The 15,993-nt window shown below is 44.9% G+C and carries 15 protein-coding genes; 1 reads left to right on the forward strand and 14 read right to left on the reverse strand.

Annotated elements, in window-relative coordinates; translation table 11 throughout:
• Positions 1–73: 73 nt before the first annotated feature.
• The 8 genes from pknB to gmk all read right to left on the reverse strand — a co-directional run bounded on the left by pknB (position 74) and on the right by gmk (position 9,703).
• Positions 74–2,041, reverse strand: a complete 1,968-nt coding sequence (gene pknB / locus IWT5_RS08320; protein WP_089109497.1) for a Stk1 family PASTA domain-containing Ser/Thr kinase — start codon at positions 2,039–2,041, stop codon at positions 74–76.
• A complete protein-coding gene (locus IWT5_RS08325; RefSeq protein WP_089109498.1) occupies positions 2,041–2,784 on the reverse strand; it encodes a Stp1/IreP family PP2C-type Ser/Thr phosphatase in 744 nt (247 codons plus the stop codon). The genes pknB and IWT5_RS08325 overlap by 1 nt, the downstream gene beginning before the upstream one ends.
• A gap of 12 nt (positions 2,785–2,796) precedes the next feature.
• Positions 2,797–4,143, reverse strand: a complete 1,347-nt coding sequence (gene rsmB, locus IWT5_RS08330; RefSeq protein ID WP_089109499.1) for a 16S rRNA (cytosine(967)-C(5))-methyltransferase RsmB — start codon at positions 4,141–4,143, stop codon at positions 2,797–2,799.
• Positions 4,140–5,087, reverse strand: coding sequence for a methionyl-tRNA formyltransferase (gene fmt, locus IWT5_RS08335; RefSeq protein ID WP_089109500.1), 948 nt, complete (start codon positions 5,085–5,087; stop codon positions 4,140–4,142). The genes rsmB and fmt overlap by 4 nt, the downstream gene beginning before the upstream one ends.
• Positions 5,088–5,107: 20 nt before the next feature.
• Complete coding sequence (gene priA / locus IWT5_RS08340) at positions 5,108–7,522, reverse strand: primosomal protein N' (protein ID WP_089109501.1); 2,415 nt, start codon at positions 7,520–7,522, stop codon at positions 5,108–5,110.
• A gap of 1 nt (position 7,523) precedes the next feature.
• On the reverse strand, positions 7,524–8,735 hold the full coding sequence (gene coaBC, locus IWT5_RS08345; RefSeq protein WP_089109502.1) for a bifunctional phosphopantothenoylcysteine decarboxylase/phosphopantothenate--cysteine ligase CoaBC: 1,212 nt from the start codon (positions 8,733–8,735) through the stop codon (positions 7,524–7,526).
• 130 nt (positions 8,736–8,865) lie between these two features.
• Positions 8,866–9,081 carry a DNA-directed RNA polymerase subunit omega gene (rpoZ, locus tag IWT5_RS08350; protein ID WP_089109503.1) on the reverse strand — a complete coding sequence of 72 codons (216 nt, stop codon included), beginning with the start codon at positions 9,079–9,081 and terminating at the stop codon, positions 8,866–8,868.
• 1 nt (position 9,082) lies between these two features.
• Positions 9,083–9,703 carry a guanylate kinase gene (gene gmk / locus IWT5_RS08355; protein WP_089109504.1) on the reverse strand — a complete coding sequence of 207 codons (621 nt, stop codon included), beginning with the start codon at positions 9,701–9,703 and terminating at the stop codon, positions 9,083–9,085.
• 176 nt (positions 9,704–9,879) lie between these two features.
• On the opposite strand from gmk, the gene IWT5_RS08360 reads away from it, so the two are divergent.
• Positions 9,880–10,197, forward strand: coding sequence for a hypothetical protein (locus tag IWT5_RS08360; protein ID WP_089109505.1), 318 nt, complete (start codon positions 9,880–9,882; stop codon positions 10,195–10,197).
• 125 nt (positions 10,198–10,322) lie between these two features.
• Here IWT5_RS08360 and recN read toward each other — a convergent pair whose 3' ends face one another.
• The 6 genes from recN to xseA all read right to left on the reverse strand — a co-directional run bounded on the left by recN (position 10,323) and on the right by xseA (position 15,992).
• Complete coding sequence (gene recN / locus IWT5_RS08365; protein WP_089109506.1) at positions 10,323–12,026, reverse strand: DNA repair protein RecN; 1,704 nt, start codon at positions 12,024–12,026, stop codon at positions 10,323–10,325.
• A gap of 93 nt (positions 12,027–12,119) precedes the next feature.
• Complete coding sequence (locus IWT5_RS08370) at positions 12,120–12,572, reverse strand: arginine repressor (RefSeq protein ID WP_089109507.1); 453 nt, start codon at positions 12,570–12,572, stop codon at positions 12,120–12,122.
• An 81-nt stretch (positions 12,573–12,653) separates the two neighbouring features.
• Entirely contained in the window at positions 12,654–13,469 is an 816-nt protein-coding gene (locus IWT5_RS08375) for a TlyA family RNA methyltransferase (RefSeq protein ID WP_089109508.1), read from the reverse strand.
• 9 nt (positions 13,470–13,478) lie between these two features.
• Positions 13,479–14,381 (reverse strand): polyprenyl synthetase family protein, encoded by a 903-nt coding sequence (locus IWT5_RS08380; RefSeq protein WP_089109509.1) that lies wholly within the window; start codon positions 14,379–14,381, stop codon positions 13,479–13,481.
• Complete coding sequence (locus IWT5_RS08385; protein ID WP_089109510.1) at positions 14,374–14,640, reverse strand: exodeoxyribonuclease VII small subunit; 267 nt, start codon at positions 14,638–14,640, stop codon at positions 14,374–14,376. The genes IWT5_RS08380 and IWT5_RS08385 overlap by 8 nt, the downstream gene beginning before the upstream one ends.
• A complete protein-coding gene (gene xseA / locus IWT5_RS08390) occupies positions 14,637–15,992 on the reverse strand; it encodes an exodeoxyribonuclease VII large subunit (RefSeq protein WP_089109511.1) in 1,356 nt (451 codons plus the stop codon). Before xseA ends, IWT5_RS08385 begins: the two co-directional genes overlap by 4 nt.
• Position 15,993 lies beyond the last annotated feature (1 nt).

The raw sequence follows: 15,993 nt of genomic DNA on the forward strand, positions 1-15,993 counted from the left end.
TCTCATAGTTCTGAATAAATAAAAACCAGTCCTTTTTCATTATAAAAGAACTGGTTTTAAAATGCAGTAATTATTAATGAGAATTTTTGGTTACATTATTATCGGACAAAATTACTTTACCGTCACGAAGAATCTTATAACCACCATTTTTACCTGAAGCCACTGCAAACGGGATCGTTACTTGCGTATCCTGAGCAATCGTTAACTGCTTATAAACGGTGCCATAATCATGATCATGATCACGAATATAAATCTGAACGATATTCACACCCGAGTTTGAAGATTGCTTATTTGAACCGCTAGAATCATTAGCTTGGAACGGAATATTAACCTCAACATTGAAATCTTCAACTTTAGGTGCTGAATTAGAATCAGGCTTTTTCCCTCTAGACAGCGTGACAACCACTGTTGACCCTTCCTTAACCGTACTGCCGGCACCAGGATTTTGATCAATCGCAACATCCTTATTTTCATTATCATATTTATATTTAAAGGAAATATTTAATGATTCACGGGTTGCATACTGCTGAATTTGAGACTTCTTTTTACCAATTAAATCAGCTAACTGCAATTGACGCTGCCCAGCTGAAACAGTCAAAGTGACCGTGGTCTTTTTGGGATTGATTCGTTGCCCATTTTCAATACTTTGCTGCATAACGCTGCCCACTGAGACCTCATTAGAAGATTCATTTTGCCTTCTAACGGTAACTCCCTTGGCTCTCAGCAACGCTGCCGCGCGCGTATATGATTGACCAACATAGTTGCCGATTTTGACCATGCGAGGCCCGGTACTGACATAAAGTTTGATCTTAGCATTTTTTCGAGCCGTTTCTTGCGCTTCGGGAGAAGTTTTAATCACCAAGTTTTTCTCAATATCTGGACTAGATTGTTTTTTGACGGTTCCCATATCTAAATGGCTATTCGACAATTTCCGCTGTGCTTCAGTAACGGTTAGTCCGCTAACATCGGGTACCGTAACCATTTGTGGCCGGCCAAGCCAAAAGGCTAAACCGATCATTGCCAATAGGAGCGCCGCTAACCCCAGTAAAACGTACAGCCGACGATGGCGCCGGCGCCGTTTTTTAGGTTTCGGTGTCGACTTTTCGTCCGGTTGAGGCTTCTTTAGACTCGCCTCAGAATTTAACGCCGATTTATCCAGAACTTTGGTTTCACCATCATCGACGTCTGGTGCGGGTACAAACTTGGGTTCTGATGCCCGTCTTGGTGATAATGACGTTTCCAAATCACTTGCCATATCAGATACGGTCTCATATCGATCGGCAGGCTTCTTTGCCGTAGCCTTTAACACAACGTTTTCTAAAGCTTGTGGAATTCGCGGATCAAACTCGCGAACTGATGGAATCTCTGATTGAAAATGCTTAATGGCAATCGAAATGGCGGTTTCACCTTTAAATGGCACCGTCCCAGTCAACAGTTCGTAGAGAATGATTCCCAGTGAATAGATATCAGATTTCTTGGTTGCCATGCCGCCACGGGCCTGTTCAGGTGACAGATAATGCACCGAACCCAAAACGGTATTCGTTTGCGTCAACGCATTTTCTGACATTGCCACAGCAATGCCGAAGTCAGTGATTTTGGCGACACCCTTGTCATCGATCAAGATATTTTGAGGCTTTAAATCACGGTGAATAATATTATGCGCATGCGCCACTGCCACTGCTGACAAGACCTGTTCCATAATGTTAATCACTTCTTGATAGGGAATCGGAAAGTGCTGTTTGATGTAAGCCTTTAAGTCCATCCCTTTGACGTATTCCATGACCATGTACTGCATGCCATTTTCTTCACCAACGTCATACACACTAACAATGTTGGGGTGAACCAACTCGGTTGCCGCCAACCCTTCACGCTGGAAACGTTTAATCGTGTGCGGATCGTCGCGTAAATCAAGTCGCAAAAGCTTTACGGAAACATCACGGTCCAAAATAAGATCATGGGCCAAGTAAACGTTAGCCATGCCACCTTCACCTAAGGATTTGGTGATTCGGTAGCGGCCACCTAAAACGTAATTGGGTCGCATTAGTCAGCCACCTCCGATCGGTCGTCGATCAAGACCACGCTGATGTTGTCTAAACCACCGGCATCATTGGCCAACTTGACTAATTGATCACATTTATCTTGGAGTGCCGCTTCGTTTTCAAGTACGGCTTGGATTTTGTCATCATTAACCATATCAGTTAACCCATCTGAACACAGCAATAACATATCGTTATCAGTCAGTTCGAGATAATGGGTGTCGATCTGGACCGCTTTTTCAATGCCGAGGGAGCGGGTAATGACGTTCTTTTTGGGGTGAACCCGGGCAGCCTGTCTGGATAATTCGCCACGCTTAATCAGTTCGTTCACCAAAGAATGGTCTTCAGTGACTTGGGAAAAGACGTGATCACGTAATAAATAACCACGGCTGTCACCAATGTTACCAATTAAAACGGTCTGATTGAATATCACAGCTAAGACAACTGTGGTTCCCATCCCCTTCAGATCAATAAATTGTTCCGAACGGTTTCTAATGTCCTGATTTTCAGAAGAGATCTGCTTTTGTAACCAGTCTTTAGTTTCATCGATTGTTTTCACGTTAGATAATTTGAACGAATGGCCAATATGGGTGACCGCCATTTCAGAGGCAACGTCACCACCTTGATTACCACCAATGCCATCGGCAATAATGGCAAGTTTAACCCCCTGCTGGTTCGTAAAAATGCCGACACTGTCCTCGTTATCTTTCCGGCGTTTTCCTATCGCTGTTCGATAAGCAATCTGCATCTGTATCCCTCACTAACGTACCCGTTTGAACTGACCAATGAAGAAACCATCAGTATCATAATCATCAGGGTAAATTTCAAGATAATCAGTCGTTCGATCAGCCTTCAAATCACGGTCAGTTACAACCCGCTGCGATTCAAAGTTAGGATGGTCAGCTAAGAAAGCTGACACAACGTCCCGATTTTCCTGATTAAGTATCGTACAAGTACTGTAAGTTATTATACCGTTAATTTTTACTTTTTGAGCAACAGCATCTAAAATAGCAAGTTGAATTTTCGACAATGCCTGAACGTCTTTCAGCTGCTTTTCGTAACGGATCTCTGGCTTTCTACGAACAAGCCCAATTCCAGAACAAGGCGCATCTACCAGGATTTCGTCAAAAGTTTGGTCTTCAAAAACAGTTTGAATCTTACGGGCGTCAATTGCCTGAGTAACTACCCGATCGTCAACGTGCATTCGCTTGGCGTTTTGCTGGACAAGTCGAACCTTATGGTCGTGAATATCAAGTGCCACTACCTGACCGCGTTCTTCTGCTGATAACTGACCAGCAATCTGAACCGTTTTCCCACCTGGGGCTGAACAGGCATCCAGAATCATCATATCTGGTTTAATGTGCATACTCTCGGCAGGCAGCATTGCGCTTTCATCCTGAATCGTTATTTGACCATCATGGAATAGTTTTGCCTGGTTGGCGGGTTTGCCACCGAGGACTAACCCTGCTGCAGAAACCTGGCTTGGTGTAACTTTATAACCCTCTTCTTCTAAAGCGGCCGTTGCATCAGCCATTGAAATTTGATCAGTTGCAACGCGAACTGACTGGTTGGCAGGGTGATTGATACTTTCAAGCACGCTGTTAGCCTTCTTTTCACCAAGTTGTTCGTTAAAAGCGCTGATCAACCATTCTGGTACGGAATAAGTTAAGCTTTGACGTTTGATTGGGTCGTCAATATCAGCGGGATCATTGATGCCAACGCGATCCATTTGATGCAACACGCCAGTCACAAATCGGCGAATCCCTTCATGACCACGGGTTTTAGCAATTTGAATGGATTCATCGAAGATGGCACGTTTAGGTACTCGTTCAAGATACTGCATTTGATAAACAGCTGTCTCCAATAAAATCATGACCCAATCAGCCACTTTTTTCTGGTTCTTAATGAACGGTTCAAGTTGATAGTCAATGGTCATTCGGTGCTGAATAACACCATAAACAATGGTGGTCATCAACCCCGCGTCTCGTTGTGACATGTTGGCTTGGTCGATCATTTGGTTCAGCTGCAAATTAGAATACGCGCCATTTTTGACACGGGTCAGTGCTGTAACTGCTAATGACCGTGGGTTGTTATCAAGTTTACTCATAGTTTAACCACCTGTTCGCCCTCTGTTAGGGCATCCTCAGTTCCATTTAAAAAGTCTGTAATACTTTGTTTCGGTTTGCCAGCTGGCTGCAAGGCATTGATCTGCAGCATCCCGTGATCCCCCGTGGATAATACCAGCCGGTGCTTTTCACGAAGGACTACTTTACCGGGCGTTAATGCCGTTTTGTCAGGCAAAACGGTCACATCCCAGAGTTTGGTTCGCGTACCGGATAAAATAATGTAGGACGTTGGGAACGGCCGTAAACCACGAATTTTAGCGTCGATCATTTCAGCTGACATGTTGAAGTCAACCTCTTCTTCATCCGGTTTGATGGTTGGTGAAAAAGTCACCTTTGACTCGTCTTGCGGTACTGGGTTCACATCACCAGAGATTAACTTCGGCAGTGTTTCCAACAAAAGATCACGGCCTAGTAGGCTTAACTTATCAAACATACTGCCAACATCATCCGTTTTCTCGATTGGAATCTCGCGCTGGCTGATGATATCGCCAGCATCCATCTTTTTGATCATATAAATAATGGAAACACCCGTTTTCGCATCATTATTCATGACAGCATAATGAACGGGCGCCCCACCGCGATACTTAGGTAAAAGTGAGGCATGAACGTTAATGGCTGCGGTCTTGGCGGCCTTTAACAGCTTAGTGGGCAGAAACTGCCCAAAAGCAGCAGTCACAATAAAATCGGGAGCAATCTCAATTACCCGCGCCATCTCATCACTACCGCCGATTTTTTCTGGCTGTAGAACTTCAATATTGTGCGCTACCGCAACTTTCTTAACTGGTGAAGCCGTTAAAACGTGCTTGCGGCCAACTGGACGGTCCGGCTGTGTAACAACAGCTTTAACGTCATAGTGATTTTGAATGAGTGCCTCAAGGATTGGGGCTGAAAATTCGGGTGTTCCCATGAAAACGATTGATGTCATGTTGATTTCTCCTTCGTGACTTACATAAAGCTCATTGGATTACGATCGATGGCGATCTGCAACCCGCTGCGACTCTGTTTTTGTGCCTGACTTAAAATTTTAAATAAGGCAGAATCAAGTTTTGGTTCATGTTTGTATTTAATGACTAATTGATAATAGTAACGTTTATTGACCCGAGCAATTGCACCAGGCGTGGGGCCGAGCGTAATGGCCTGCGGACTTAAAACCTGCTTTAATTGCCGAACGATTTTCACCATTGCTTCGGCGGCCTTGCGTTCATCCACATCACTGGCCATAATTTTAACCGCAAAATAGTATGGCGGATAATTACCACGATGACGCAGTTGCATTTCCCGGCCAAAGAACCGCTCATAGTTCTGGGTTTTAGCCAATTGAATCGCGTAGTGATCGGGATTGTAGGTCTGAATGAAAACCTCTCCCGTCTTCTCAGCCCGGCCTGCCCGGCCACTGACTTGAGTAAGCAACTGAAAAGTCCGCTCGCTGGCACGAAAATCTGGCAATCCCAACGCTGTGTCAGCGTTGAGCACCCCAACTAGCGTCACATCTGGAAAATCTAATCCCTTAGCAATCATTTGCGTACCCAACAAAATATCAGCCTGATGGTCGCCGAACTGTTTTAATAGACGTTCGTGAGCACCCTTACGGCGAGTCGTATCAACGTCCATTCGAATGACCCGAGCGTCAGGGAGTAATTCCGTCAATTCCTGTTCGACTTTTTGTGTACCGGTTCCGTAATAGCGAATATGCCGACCGTGACAGTTCGGACAAACGTGCGGAATTGGCTCCTCGTGACCGCAATAGTGACATTTCATCGTCTTAGTATCCATATGAAGCGTTAGCGAAATATCACAGTTAGGGCATTGGAGCACAAAACCGCAGTCCCGACACATCACAAACGAAGAAAAACCCCTTCGATTCAGCATCAATAAGGACTGTTCTCCTCGCTCAAGCCGCTCTTTTAATGCGCGTAACAGAACACTGGAAAAACTACTTTCTTTGTGATGCCGCAACTCTTCAGTCATATCAACGATCGTCACCTGAGGCAGCTGCTGGTTGTTAACCCGATTAGGCAATAATAACCTAGTATACACGTTCTTCTCGGCCCGTGCTCGACTTTCTAATGATGGCGTTGCACTGCCTAAAACAACGGGGCAGTGGTGGTAACGGGCTCGCCATAAGGCAACGTCGCGCGCGTGATACCTCGGATTGTCATCTTGCTTGTAGCTGCTTTCGTGCTCCTCATCAACCACGATCACACCCAGATCTGTCAGTGGTGCAAAAACGGCTGAACGCGCCCCTACAACAACTCGAGCTTCACCACGTTGAATCCGGCGCCACTCATCAAAACGCTCACCGCTTGATAAGCCACTATGTAAAACCGCTACTTGTTGGCCAAAACGGCCACGGACCCGGCCGACGATCTGCGGTGTCAGCGAAATCTCTGGTACCAGCATCAGTGCTTGTTTTCCACGCGACAAAGCGTTGGCAATCGCCTGTAGATAAACTTCAGTTTTACCGCTACCGGTAACACCCTCCAAGAGAAAGGTCTCAGCTTTCTCTTGATTAGTAGCGGCACAGATAGCTGTCACCGCTTTCGTTTGATCCGGATTCAATTGTAACGGCTTAGTTTTGACAACTGCCGTTTGAAATGGATCGCGATAAACTTCTACCGCTTGTCGACTCAACCAGCCATTAGCCTCACCCGTTTTTAACGTACTGCTTGAAATGGTTATGGCGCGTTCTAGCTCAGTCTGGCGAATTTCATGCCGATGAGTCATCAAATAGTCAACTAACTTGATTTGTTTAACTGCCGATTTTCTGAGGCTGTTTTTTGCCACATGAAGTTCTTCGGCAGACATAGCTGGTTTAACCATCATCACTTTTTTAACTTGAGATTTACTGCTGACCTCGTAACGAATTTTAATTAAATGCTGTCGATTCAGTAATAATAGCTGTTTAACTGTTTCAGCCGGCAGTGAATCATCCCACAGCAGCTCTTTTTGGTCCCCGAACAGGCTGGTACGACGATCATCAGGTAATTGATCAGTGGGGCTGACCCATTTTTGGTATTTAGCTTTTAAAGCGTTGGGCAGCATGGTCTGAAGACACGTAATCGTAAACGCATACGTCGTGCGTGCCAGCCAATCGGCAAGCTGCAGCAGTTCTGCGTTAACAATTGGTGCGGGGTCCATGACGTTATCAATGGCTTTCAAAGTCACGTCGGGATCCGGCTGAGCAGTCGCGTCAACTTGCCAAACAAAGCCCTGAACTTTACGGCTACCCTTTCCAAATGGCACAACAACCCGCATGCCCGGTTGGATCTGATCAACTAAGGCCGGCGGTATCTCATATGAATAAGGCGTATTGGTTTGCATTGTGGGTACATCCACAATAACCTCAGCGATTTGTGTCATACTATCCCTCTTTTTGTACACGTTGACTAATCTGGTCAACCACTTGTTTGGCAATGACGTGTTTATCAGCCAGCGTGGTTTTAATGGGTGCCTGGTCTGGTTGCAGAATGGTGACTTGATTAGTATCGCCATTAAACCCAACACCTGGTTTTGAAACATCATTTGCGATTAATAAGTCCAGTTGTTTGCTGATTAATTTTTTCTGTGCGTTATCAAGTAGATTTTGCGTTTCTGCTGCGAAACCAACCGTTAGTTGACCAGGTCGTTTCATTTGTGCAACCCGTTTTAAAATATCAGCCGTTTTGGTTAATTTAATCGTCATTTCATCATTATCAGCCGACTTTTTAATTTTTTGATCCGCGCTGCTGATGGGCTTGAAGTCAGCAACAGCCGCTGCCATGACTAAAATATCGGCTTGCTTAAACGCACTGGTGACAGCATCCGCCAAGTCTTCAGTGGTTAAAACGTCGACCATTGCAACACCCGCTGGCGGTGCCAATTTGGTTGGGGCAGAAATCAACGTGACGTCCGCTCCGCGTTGAGCCATTTCTTCAGCAATTGCGTAACCCATTTTACCCGAGGAATCATTAGTAATAAACCGCACTGGATCGATTCGTTCGCGAGTACCTCCTGCGGTGACAATCACGTTTTTGCCCGTTAATGGTGTGGTTTGTGGGTTTAACGTTTCAATCCGCTGCATAATCGTCTCCGGTTCAGGCATCCTGCCGCGGCCCTGATAACCCTCAGCCAAGAACCCGTTATCTGGTTCCATAACGGTCAAGCCATCTTTTTGTAACGTTGCGATGTTTCTCTTCGTTGCTGGATTATCTAGCATATGCTGATTCATAGCAGGCACGATCAATTTAGGTGCAGTGGTCGCCATCAGCGTCAGACTAGCCATATCGTCGGCAATACCGTTGGCCAACTTGCCAATGATATCAGCAGTTGCTGGTGCTACGACCGCTAAATCAGTCCAGTCCGCCAACTCAATATGGTCAACCGCTTTAACGTCTGCACCCGCAAACATGTCGGTTGCAACAGCGTTTTTCGATAATATCTGAAAGCTTAATGGCGTCACAAAAGCTTCTGCAGCCTTTGTCATGACGACGCGAACAGCTGCTCCAGATTTAATTAAAAGGCGGGTCAAAGCCAGTGCTTTATACACTGCAATGCTGCCAGTCACATATAGTGCCACATGTCGTTGCGTTGCCATTCTAAATCCCCCAGACATCTCATCAATTTAACTCTAATTGTACCAAACAAACGGCCTGCTTGCACAAACAAAACCGCCATCTCAACCCCCAATAATTGGGAATTGAAATAGCGGTTCCTGAATGCTTAATTTAGCTAAGCGGTTCGTTTTCGTCTGGATCGATGATCACCTTACCAGCCGCAATTTCTTCCAGTGCACGGCCAATGGTTTTTGGTGATTCATAGCTATCTAGCATCGGCTTTGCGCCTGCTTCTAATTCATGTGCCCGCTTACTGGCAAGCATGATCAATGAATAACGGGAATTAACACGTTCAAGCAACTTATCTACTGATGGGTATAATAACATTCTATTCGTCTCCCTCTAATAACATCTGTTCATAATCTGGCATCACACGGGTAACCCGAAGCCTCTCAGAACGAATAATGGTTCTGATGCGGGCAACCGCGTTTTCAACTTCGTCATTAACAACAGCGTAATCGTAATTACGCATCATTTTGATTTCACCAACCGCTTTTTTAATGCGCGCGTTAATCACGCTCATCTCTTCAGTCCCACGGTTGATCAGGCGGTGCTTTAATTCCATCAAATCGGGCGGGGTCAAGAAGACAAAGACGGCATCGGGGCAATTCGCCCGAACCTGCATGGCACCGTTGACTTCAATCTCCAAGAAAACATCCTTGCCAGAATCTAAGGTCTCATTTACATATTTTAATGGCGTGCCATAGTAATTGTCAACATACTTGGCATATTCGAGCATTTCGCCATTCTTAATGTTCTCTTCAAACTGCTCTTTTGAAACAAAGAAATAATCGACACCATCACGTTCGCCTTCACGAGGCTGACGGGTGGTCATCGAAATGGAGTACTGAAAGTCAGTGTCTGGTTCGTCAAACAAAGCCTTACGTACGGTACCCTTACCAACGCCGGACGGGCCAGATAATACGATCAACATACCTCTTTTTGTCATTACTTGAGATCCCCTTATATAGTTTCAGAGTGATAATAAAAACCATTATCGCACGCAGGACTGGGCTTTGACAAGCTTTAGCTTAGAATTTTAAAAATAATCGAAATTTGTGCTTGCAAAAGCAAACGTAGGTTCGTATAATAAGACGTGCAAACAAATGTTCGAGGTGATCAATAATGTCCAATCAAGTATCTGCAATTCGAAAAATTTCATCCCAGTTAAACGACCGTTACCGTCAGTTCTTAGTGATGGAAAACGCCGAACCAATGGGAATGCCGCAGGAACAACGAGATTACTTTTTGGCTCAGGCACTCGTCCGTCATTATCATGTTACCCTTCACCTCCATCAGGTGGATGATGAACCAGTCTTAATGTCCGGCTACCTAGCGGAAGGCCCAAAAGACACTTTGTTAGTCACTAATGCCAATCGAAACGTCACTCAGGTCGCTCATTTGAATCAAATTATGTTTGTGGAAAGAAACGATTATCGTTAGCTATTTTCCCAGACAGAATTTGAGCACTTTAAATTAAGTTACTACCCTTATCATGAATATTAAAGACGTGTCAGCAGTTTGAAGTTTAAGCTTGCCAACACGTCTTTTTGTGTGAGTCAGCGTGCTTAGGCACGTTTCTTTTTTTCCTCAGTGGCCATTTCTAATAATTCTTGGGCGTGGTCTAAAGTCAATTCAGTTACCGTCGTCCCCGCCAGCATTCTAGCCAATTCTTTGACTCTGGCATTCTGATCCATTTTTTTGATGTGGGTTTCCGTGCGCTTACCCGTTACCTGTTTAGCAATAAAATAGTGGTGATCGCTCATTGCAGCGACTTGAGGCAAATGGGTGATACACAATACTTGTGAATTCTTAGCGATGCCACTGATTTTTTCGGCAATCGCCTGCGCTACCCGACCAGAAACCCCAGTATCGACCTCATCAAAAATAATCGACGTCACACCCTGTGACTTAGAAAAAATGGTCTTTAGAGCCAGCATCAACCGGGATAATTCACCACCAGATGCAATTTTAGCTAATGGCCGAATTTCTTCACCGGGATTGGGTTGAATATAAAATTCGATATCATCCATCCCAGTAGCAAAATACTGTTGGTCATTGGTTGGTTTAAACCGAACCTGAAAGACCGTTTTTGCCATATACAAGTCCTTGAGCTCAGATTTAATGGCCAATTCAAGTTTTTTGGCAATTTTTTGACGTTCAGCTGTCAGCTTTTGACCATACTTGAGTAACTGCTGTTCTTTTTTGGCTAACTGCTCATCCAGATCGCCTTCGTCGATTTCAGCGGCTTCCATGTCTGCCAGCTCTTTTTTGATTCGATCTAGGTAATTTAAAATCTGTTTTTCGGAATCACCGTACTTGCGCTTCAGTTGATGAATGACGTCTAAGCGGGCTTCAATTTCATCCAGTCGATTATCATCCCACTCGAGCTGGTCAACTTGTTTTGAAATTTCTCCTGAAGCATCTTGCAGAGCATAATATGCCGTTTGTAAGGCATCCGATAATTGTTTAAAATCAGGGCCTAAATCGGCAATTGATGAGAGGAAATCCATCGCTTTACCGCTTAAATCAAGTGCGCCAGTGACATCTTCATCACCGTTTAAAGCCAGGTAACCTTCTTGCAATGCCGTATTGATCTTTTGAAAGTTCATCAATCGATCACGTTGCTGACTAAGAGCGGTTTCTTCATCTGGTTGCAGCTGGGCGTCTTCGATTTCCTTTACTTGAAAGCGGAGCATATCCAAGCGCTGCGCCCATTCTTTCTGATGAGTATTCCGTGAAACCATTGAATGGTGCAGATGCTGATAATCCTGGTAGGTCTGCTGATATTTGGACTTGATTGACGACAAAGCCTCACCACCGAATTCATCCAGTAAGCGCAGATGTTTATCTGGCTGCATCAATTCTTGATGTTCATTTTGCCCGTGAATATCAACAATGGTTTCACCCAGTTGTTTGAGGGTACTGGTATTCACCAGCATACCGTTGATTCGGCAAACGTTACGGCCATTACGATAAATTTCTCGCTGTAAAATCACTGTACCATCATCATGATCGATGCCCAACTGATCTAGCTGATCATACGTCTGACCGTTTTTAGGGAAAATGAATGCGCCCTGAATAATCGCCTTGTCAGCGCCGGTCCTTACAAAATGCTGTGAGCCGCGACCGCCAGCTAATAAGCCTACCGCGTCAATAATGATGGACTTACCCGCACCGGTTTCACCAGTCAGAACAGTCATCCCGTTTTCAAATTCCACATCTAAACTGGCAATAATCGCAAAATTTTTAATTGAAAGTTCCTGAAGCACCGCATTACCCCCCTGTAAGTTGTCTAGACTAATTATACCCGATAACTTAAAAACGAGCTAGACCAGACACTTGGCGCCAGCCTAACTCGTCACTTATTCTAATAAATCATTGATGGTTGCTTGTAATTTCAACGCACCCTCATCATCCTTGCAAATAGCAAGAACGGTTTGATCATCGCCGATCGTACCAAACACAAAGTCATAATCCATTTGACCAATCAATGATGACGTTGCTGGACCATTACCCGGTAAAACTTTGATAAAGACGTTTTTATCTTGAACAGCCACACTGACGTAGGCATCTTGAAGCGTCCGTTTTAACTTCTTCTTTGTATCCAACGTCTTTTGGATTGGCATATTATAGCGATAACCGCCAGAAGCCGCTGGCACTTTCACCAGCTGCATTTCTTTGATGTCCCGTGAAATTGTGGCCTGAGTGACATGAATATTTTGTTCCTCTAATAGACGAACAAAATCCTCCTGCCGTTCAATGTCTTGTGAACTTAGTAGTTGACGAATTAAACGTTGTCGGTCCTGTTTCTTCACGTCACACCATCTCCAATCCGGAAAAATCATTTAGTTATATGATACAGCTAAGCCAATCAATTTAAAAGAGGATTGAGAATTTTATGCAGTTAATATTCGGTGAGCTGATTCAACAGTTCCGCTGACATCAATATTAGGGGCGATTTCAGGGGTCCCTGATACCGACTTTAAATGAATAAGGAATTCAATGTTACCCTCGCCACCGGTAATCGGCGAAAAATCAAGGTGCATTGGACTGTAACCATTATCAACAGCTAGTTGAATGATTTTATGAATGACATTTTCGTGAACTTTAGGATCCTTAACGATCCCGTGCTTGCCGACATGCTCACGGCCAGCCTCAAACTGCGGTTTGATTAAAGCAACCACTTCACCATTTTCCTCAAGGATTTGTTTAAGTGGCGGCAGAATTAAACTCAGAGAAATAAACGAGACATCAATTGAAGAGAAACTAGGACGGCCCTTAGTAAAATCATCCGGCTTGCTGTAACGAAAATTAGTATGCTCCATGACAGTCACGCGAGGATCTTGCCGTAGCTTCCAAACCAACTGGTTACTGCCCACGTCCAAGGCGTAAGACATTTTGGCGCCATTTTGCAACATCACATCCGTAAAGCCACCCGTGGACGACCCAATATCCAGCACAATGCGGTCGGTCACATCAATCTTAAAAACTTTGAGTGCCTTCGCTAATTTAAAACCGCCCCGGCTGACGTAGGGAATCGGCTTCCCCTTGATATGCAAATCGGTATCGACTGGAATCTTGACCCCAGGTTTATCTAGCCGCTCCTCGTTATTTCCAAGGACTTCACCCGCCATAACAGCCCGCTTGGCCTGTTCGCGAGATTCAAATAATCCTTGGGTTACTAGTAATACATCAACGCGTTGTTTCTCCATAATGACACCCTATTCTTTAATTTTAAAGTAACTGCAAAATGCATTTAATAAGCTGTAGTCCCGATTAGTCTCTTGACTTAATTCGGTTAGCTGGGTCTCTGCTGCTTGCACCACCTGCTTCAAGCGTTCTTTGGTACCGGCAACGCCAAATAATCCGGGATAGGTATTTTTGGCCTCACCAGCATCCTTATGCGTTTTTTTGCCCAATTCTTGGGTTGTAGCAGTGACATCGAGCAAATCGTCATAGATTTGATAGGCGAGGCCAAACTGATCAGCAAATTTGAGCAAATGCTGACGTTCATCTTCGTCAACCGCAGCCATAATACAGCCGGCTTCAACGGCGTAGTGCAACAAAGCACCGGTCTTCTGTCGGTGAAGCTTGGCTAGTTGATCAATGTTTAGTTGATGATGTTCACTAGAAATATCTTGAGCTTGACCTGCAACCATTCCCGCGGGACCCGCTGCATGACTTAAAGCACGTACCAGGGCCAGTTGTTGGCCAGTTGGAATGTCGGCTTTACTTAACCATTCAAAAGCCAACGTCAGCAAGCCGTCGCCTGCTAGAGTCGCCATCCCCGCACCAAACTTGACGTGGTTAGTTGGTACACCACGGCGTAAATCATCATTATCCATTGCAGGCAAGTCATCATGAATGAGTGAATAAGTATGCAGCAATTCCAGCGCACTGGCGGCCATTAGTTGCCCATCGCTAGGCTGATCCTGGTACGTTCTCAGAACTGCCAAAGTTAATAAGGGACGCAGACGTTTGCCACCAGCGTTAACTGAATAAGTCATGGCTGATTGCAGAATTGACTGGTCGATCCAATGATCATTCAGACGTTGCAGCGTCTGATTAATTTGTGGCACGTATTCAGTTTCAAAAGCTTTTAAACGCATTGAAGCATCATTCATTCTTATCATCCTCAGAAACTTCAAATGGTTCTGTCTGATCATCGTCATTCATCATTTGAGCTAAGGTTTTTTCCGCCTCGGTTAGTTTGACCTGTAGATCATGACTAAGCGCAACACCTTGCTTAAATTGGGATAAAGCCTCTTCTAAGGGAACGTTGCCCTTTTCAAGCGCGGTCACGATTTCTTCAAGGTGATTAAGGTTTTCTTCAAACGTTGGTGTTTTCGTTGACGCTTTTTCGTTCGTTGATTTTTCACTCATGATTGTCCATCCTTTTTATCTGGTTGAATTGATTTAATGGTTGCACTCGCCTGCCCGTTTGTCAGGTGCATTGTGACTTCATCGCCTTGATGAAGCTGATTGACGTCAGCAACCACCCTTTGTTTGCTGGTCACATAACTATAGCCTCGGCCCATAATTTTAAGTGGACTGAGATAGTCCAAAGATTGGGCTAATTCGGCTAAGTGCTGTTTTTGCTGGTTGAAGTCCTGTTGAACGCCGCGATTCAATCGCGCCGTTAGGTCCTGCCGATTTTGTTCCAATTGACTTATTTGACTGGCTGGCGAGGCTACTTTCAGGCATTTTTTAACCGCATCAACTTGCGCTTGAACCAGGTTTAGACGATGTGACATCGTCTGCTGCAATTGAGTCGTTAACTGATCCACTTTTTGACTGTAACCTTCATACAATCGTTCTGGTTGTTGGAAGACATAGGCTTCACGAAGCTTTTTTAGCTGTTCTTGATACATTGCCAGATGATGGTGAAAGGCGTGGTAAATTCTCACCCGATCCTGATTGATTTCCAGTAAAACATCACTTAACACCGGGACCGCCAGTTCTGCAGCAGCTGTTGGCGTTGCTGCACGAACGTCCGCCACTAAATCAGCAATCGTGGTATCCGTTTCATGGCCTACTGAAGAAATGACCGGGATTTGGCTATCGAAAATAGCCCGTGCGACCGATTCTTCATTAAACGGCCAAAGGTCTTCAATCGACCCGCCGCCTCGACCAATAATTAGGGTATCAAAGTGACCTAAACGATTGACTCGCTCAATTTGACGAACAATGTCACCCGCTGCCTCGTTGCCCTGAACCAGCGCTGGAAACAGCACGATTTGAGCAATCGGGTAGCGACGCCGGGCCGTCGTGATAATATCCCTAATGACCGCGCCGCTAGGGCTGGTTACCACTGCGATCCGTTTAGGAAATCGTGGCAGTGGTTTTTTAGGCGCTGTAAACACGCCCTCCTGGCTCAATTTACGCTTTAACTGCTCGTATGCTTGATAAAGCTGACCGACACCATCAGGCTCCATATGATCCACGTAAATCTGATAACTCCCACTAGCTTCATACAGTGAAATTCGACCAGTAACAAGGACTTTCATCCCTTCTTCTGGTGTGAATTTAACCTTTGAAAAAGCCGATTTAAACATAATTGCGTTAATTTTAGCACGATCATCTTTCAGACTAAAATACTGATGGGCGTTTGGCCGGAGTCTAAAGTTTGAAATTTCACCAGTTAGGTACACTTTTCCCAAGTAGGGATCCACGTCAAATTTACGTTTAATATAACTTGTCAGCGCACTGACAGTTAAGTAGTCGCTAGGTTCCAAA

Origin of the sequence: Secundilactobacillus mixtipabuli (assembly GCF_002217925.1) — a bacterium.
GTDB classification, from domain to species: Bacteria; Bacillota; Bacilli; order Lactobacillales; family Lactobacillaceae; genus Secundilactobacillus; species Secundilactobacillus mixtipabuli.

Bases quoted from the DNA above. Each gene is read 5' to 3' on its own strand.
- IWT5_RS08360 (WP_089109505.1), top strand. From the start codon at position 9,880: ATGTCCAATCAAGTATCTGCAATTCGAAAAATTTCATCCCAGTTAAAC.
- fmt (WP_089109500.1), bottom strand. From the start codon at position 5,087: ATGACATCAATCGTTTTCATGGGAACACCCGAATTTTCAGCCCCAATC.
- gmk (WP_089109504.1), bottom strand. From the start codon at position 9,703: ATGACAAAAAGAGGTATGTTGATCGTATTATCTGGCCCGTCCGGCGTT.
- IWT5_RS08385 (WP_089109510.1), bottom strand. From the start codon at position 14,640: ATGAGTGAAAAATCAACGAACGAAAAAGCGTCAACGAAAACACCAACG.
- pknB (WP_089109497.1), bottom strand. From the start codon at position 2,041: ATGCGACCCAATTACGTTTTAGGTGGCCGCTACCGAATCACCAAATCC.
- rpoZ (WP_089109503.1), bottom strand. From the start codon at position 9,081: ATGTTATTATACCCATCAGTAGATAAGTTGCTTGAACGTGTTAATTCC.
- IWT5_RS08325 (WP_089109498.1), bottom strand. From the start codon at position 2,784: ATGCAGATTGCTTATCGAACAGCGATAGGAAAACGCCGGAAAGATAAC.
- IWT5_RS08375 (WP_089109508.1), bottom strand. From the start codon at position 13,469: ATGGAGAAACAACGCGTTGATGTATTACTAGTAACCCAAGGATTATTT.
- coaBC (WP_089109502.1), bottom strand. From the start codon at position 8,735: ATGGCAACGCAACGACATGTGGCACTATATGTGACTGGCAGCATTGCA.
- IWT5_RS08380 (WP_089109509.1), bottom strand. From the start codon at position 14,381: ATGAATGATGCTTCAATGCGTTTAAAAGCTTTTGAAACTGAATACGTG.
- rsmB (WP_089109499.1), bottom strand. From the start codon at position 4,143: ATGAGTAAACTTGATAACAACCCACGGTCATTAGCAGTTACAGCACTG.
- priA (WP_089109501.1), bottom strand. From the start codon at position 7,522: ATGACACAAATCGCTGAGGTTATTGTGGATGTACCCACAATGCAAACC.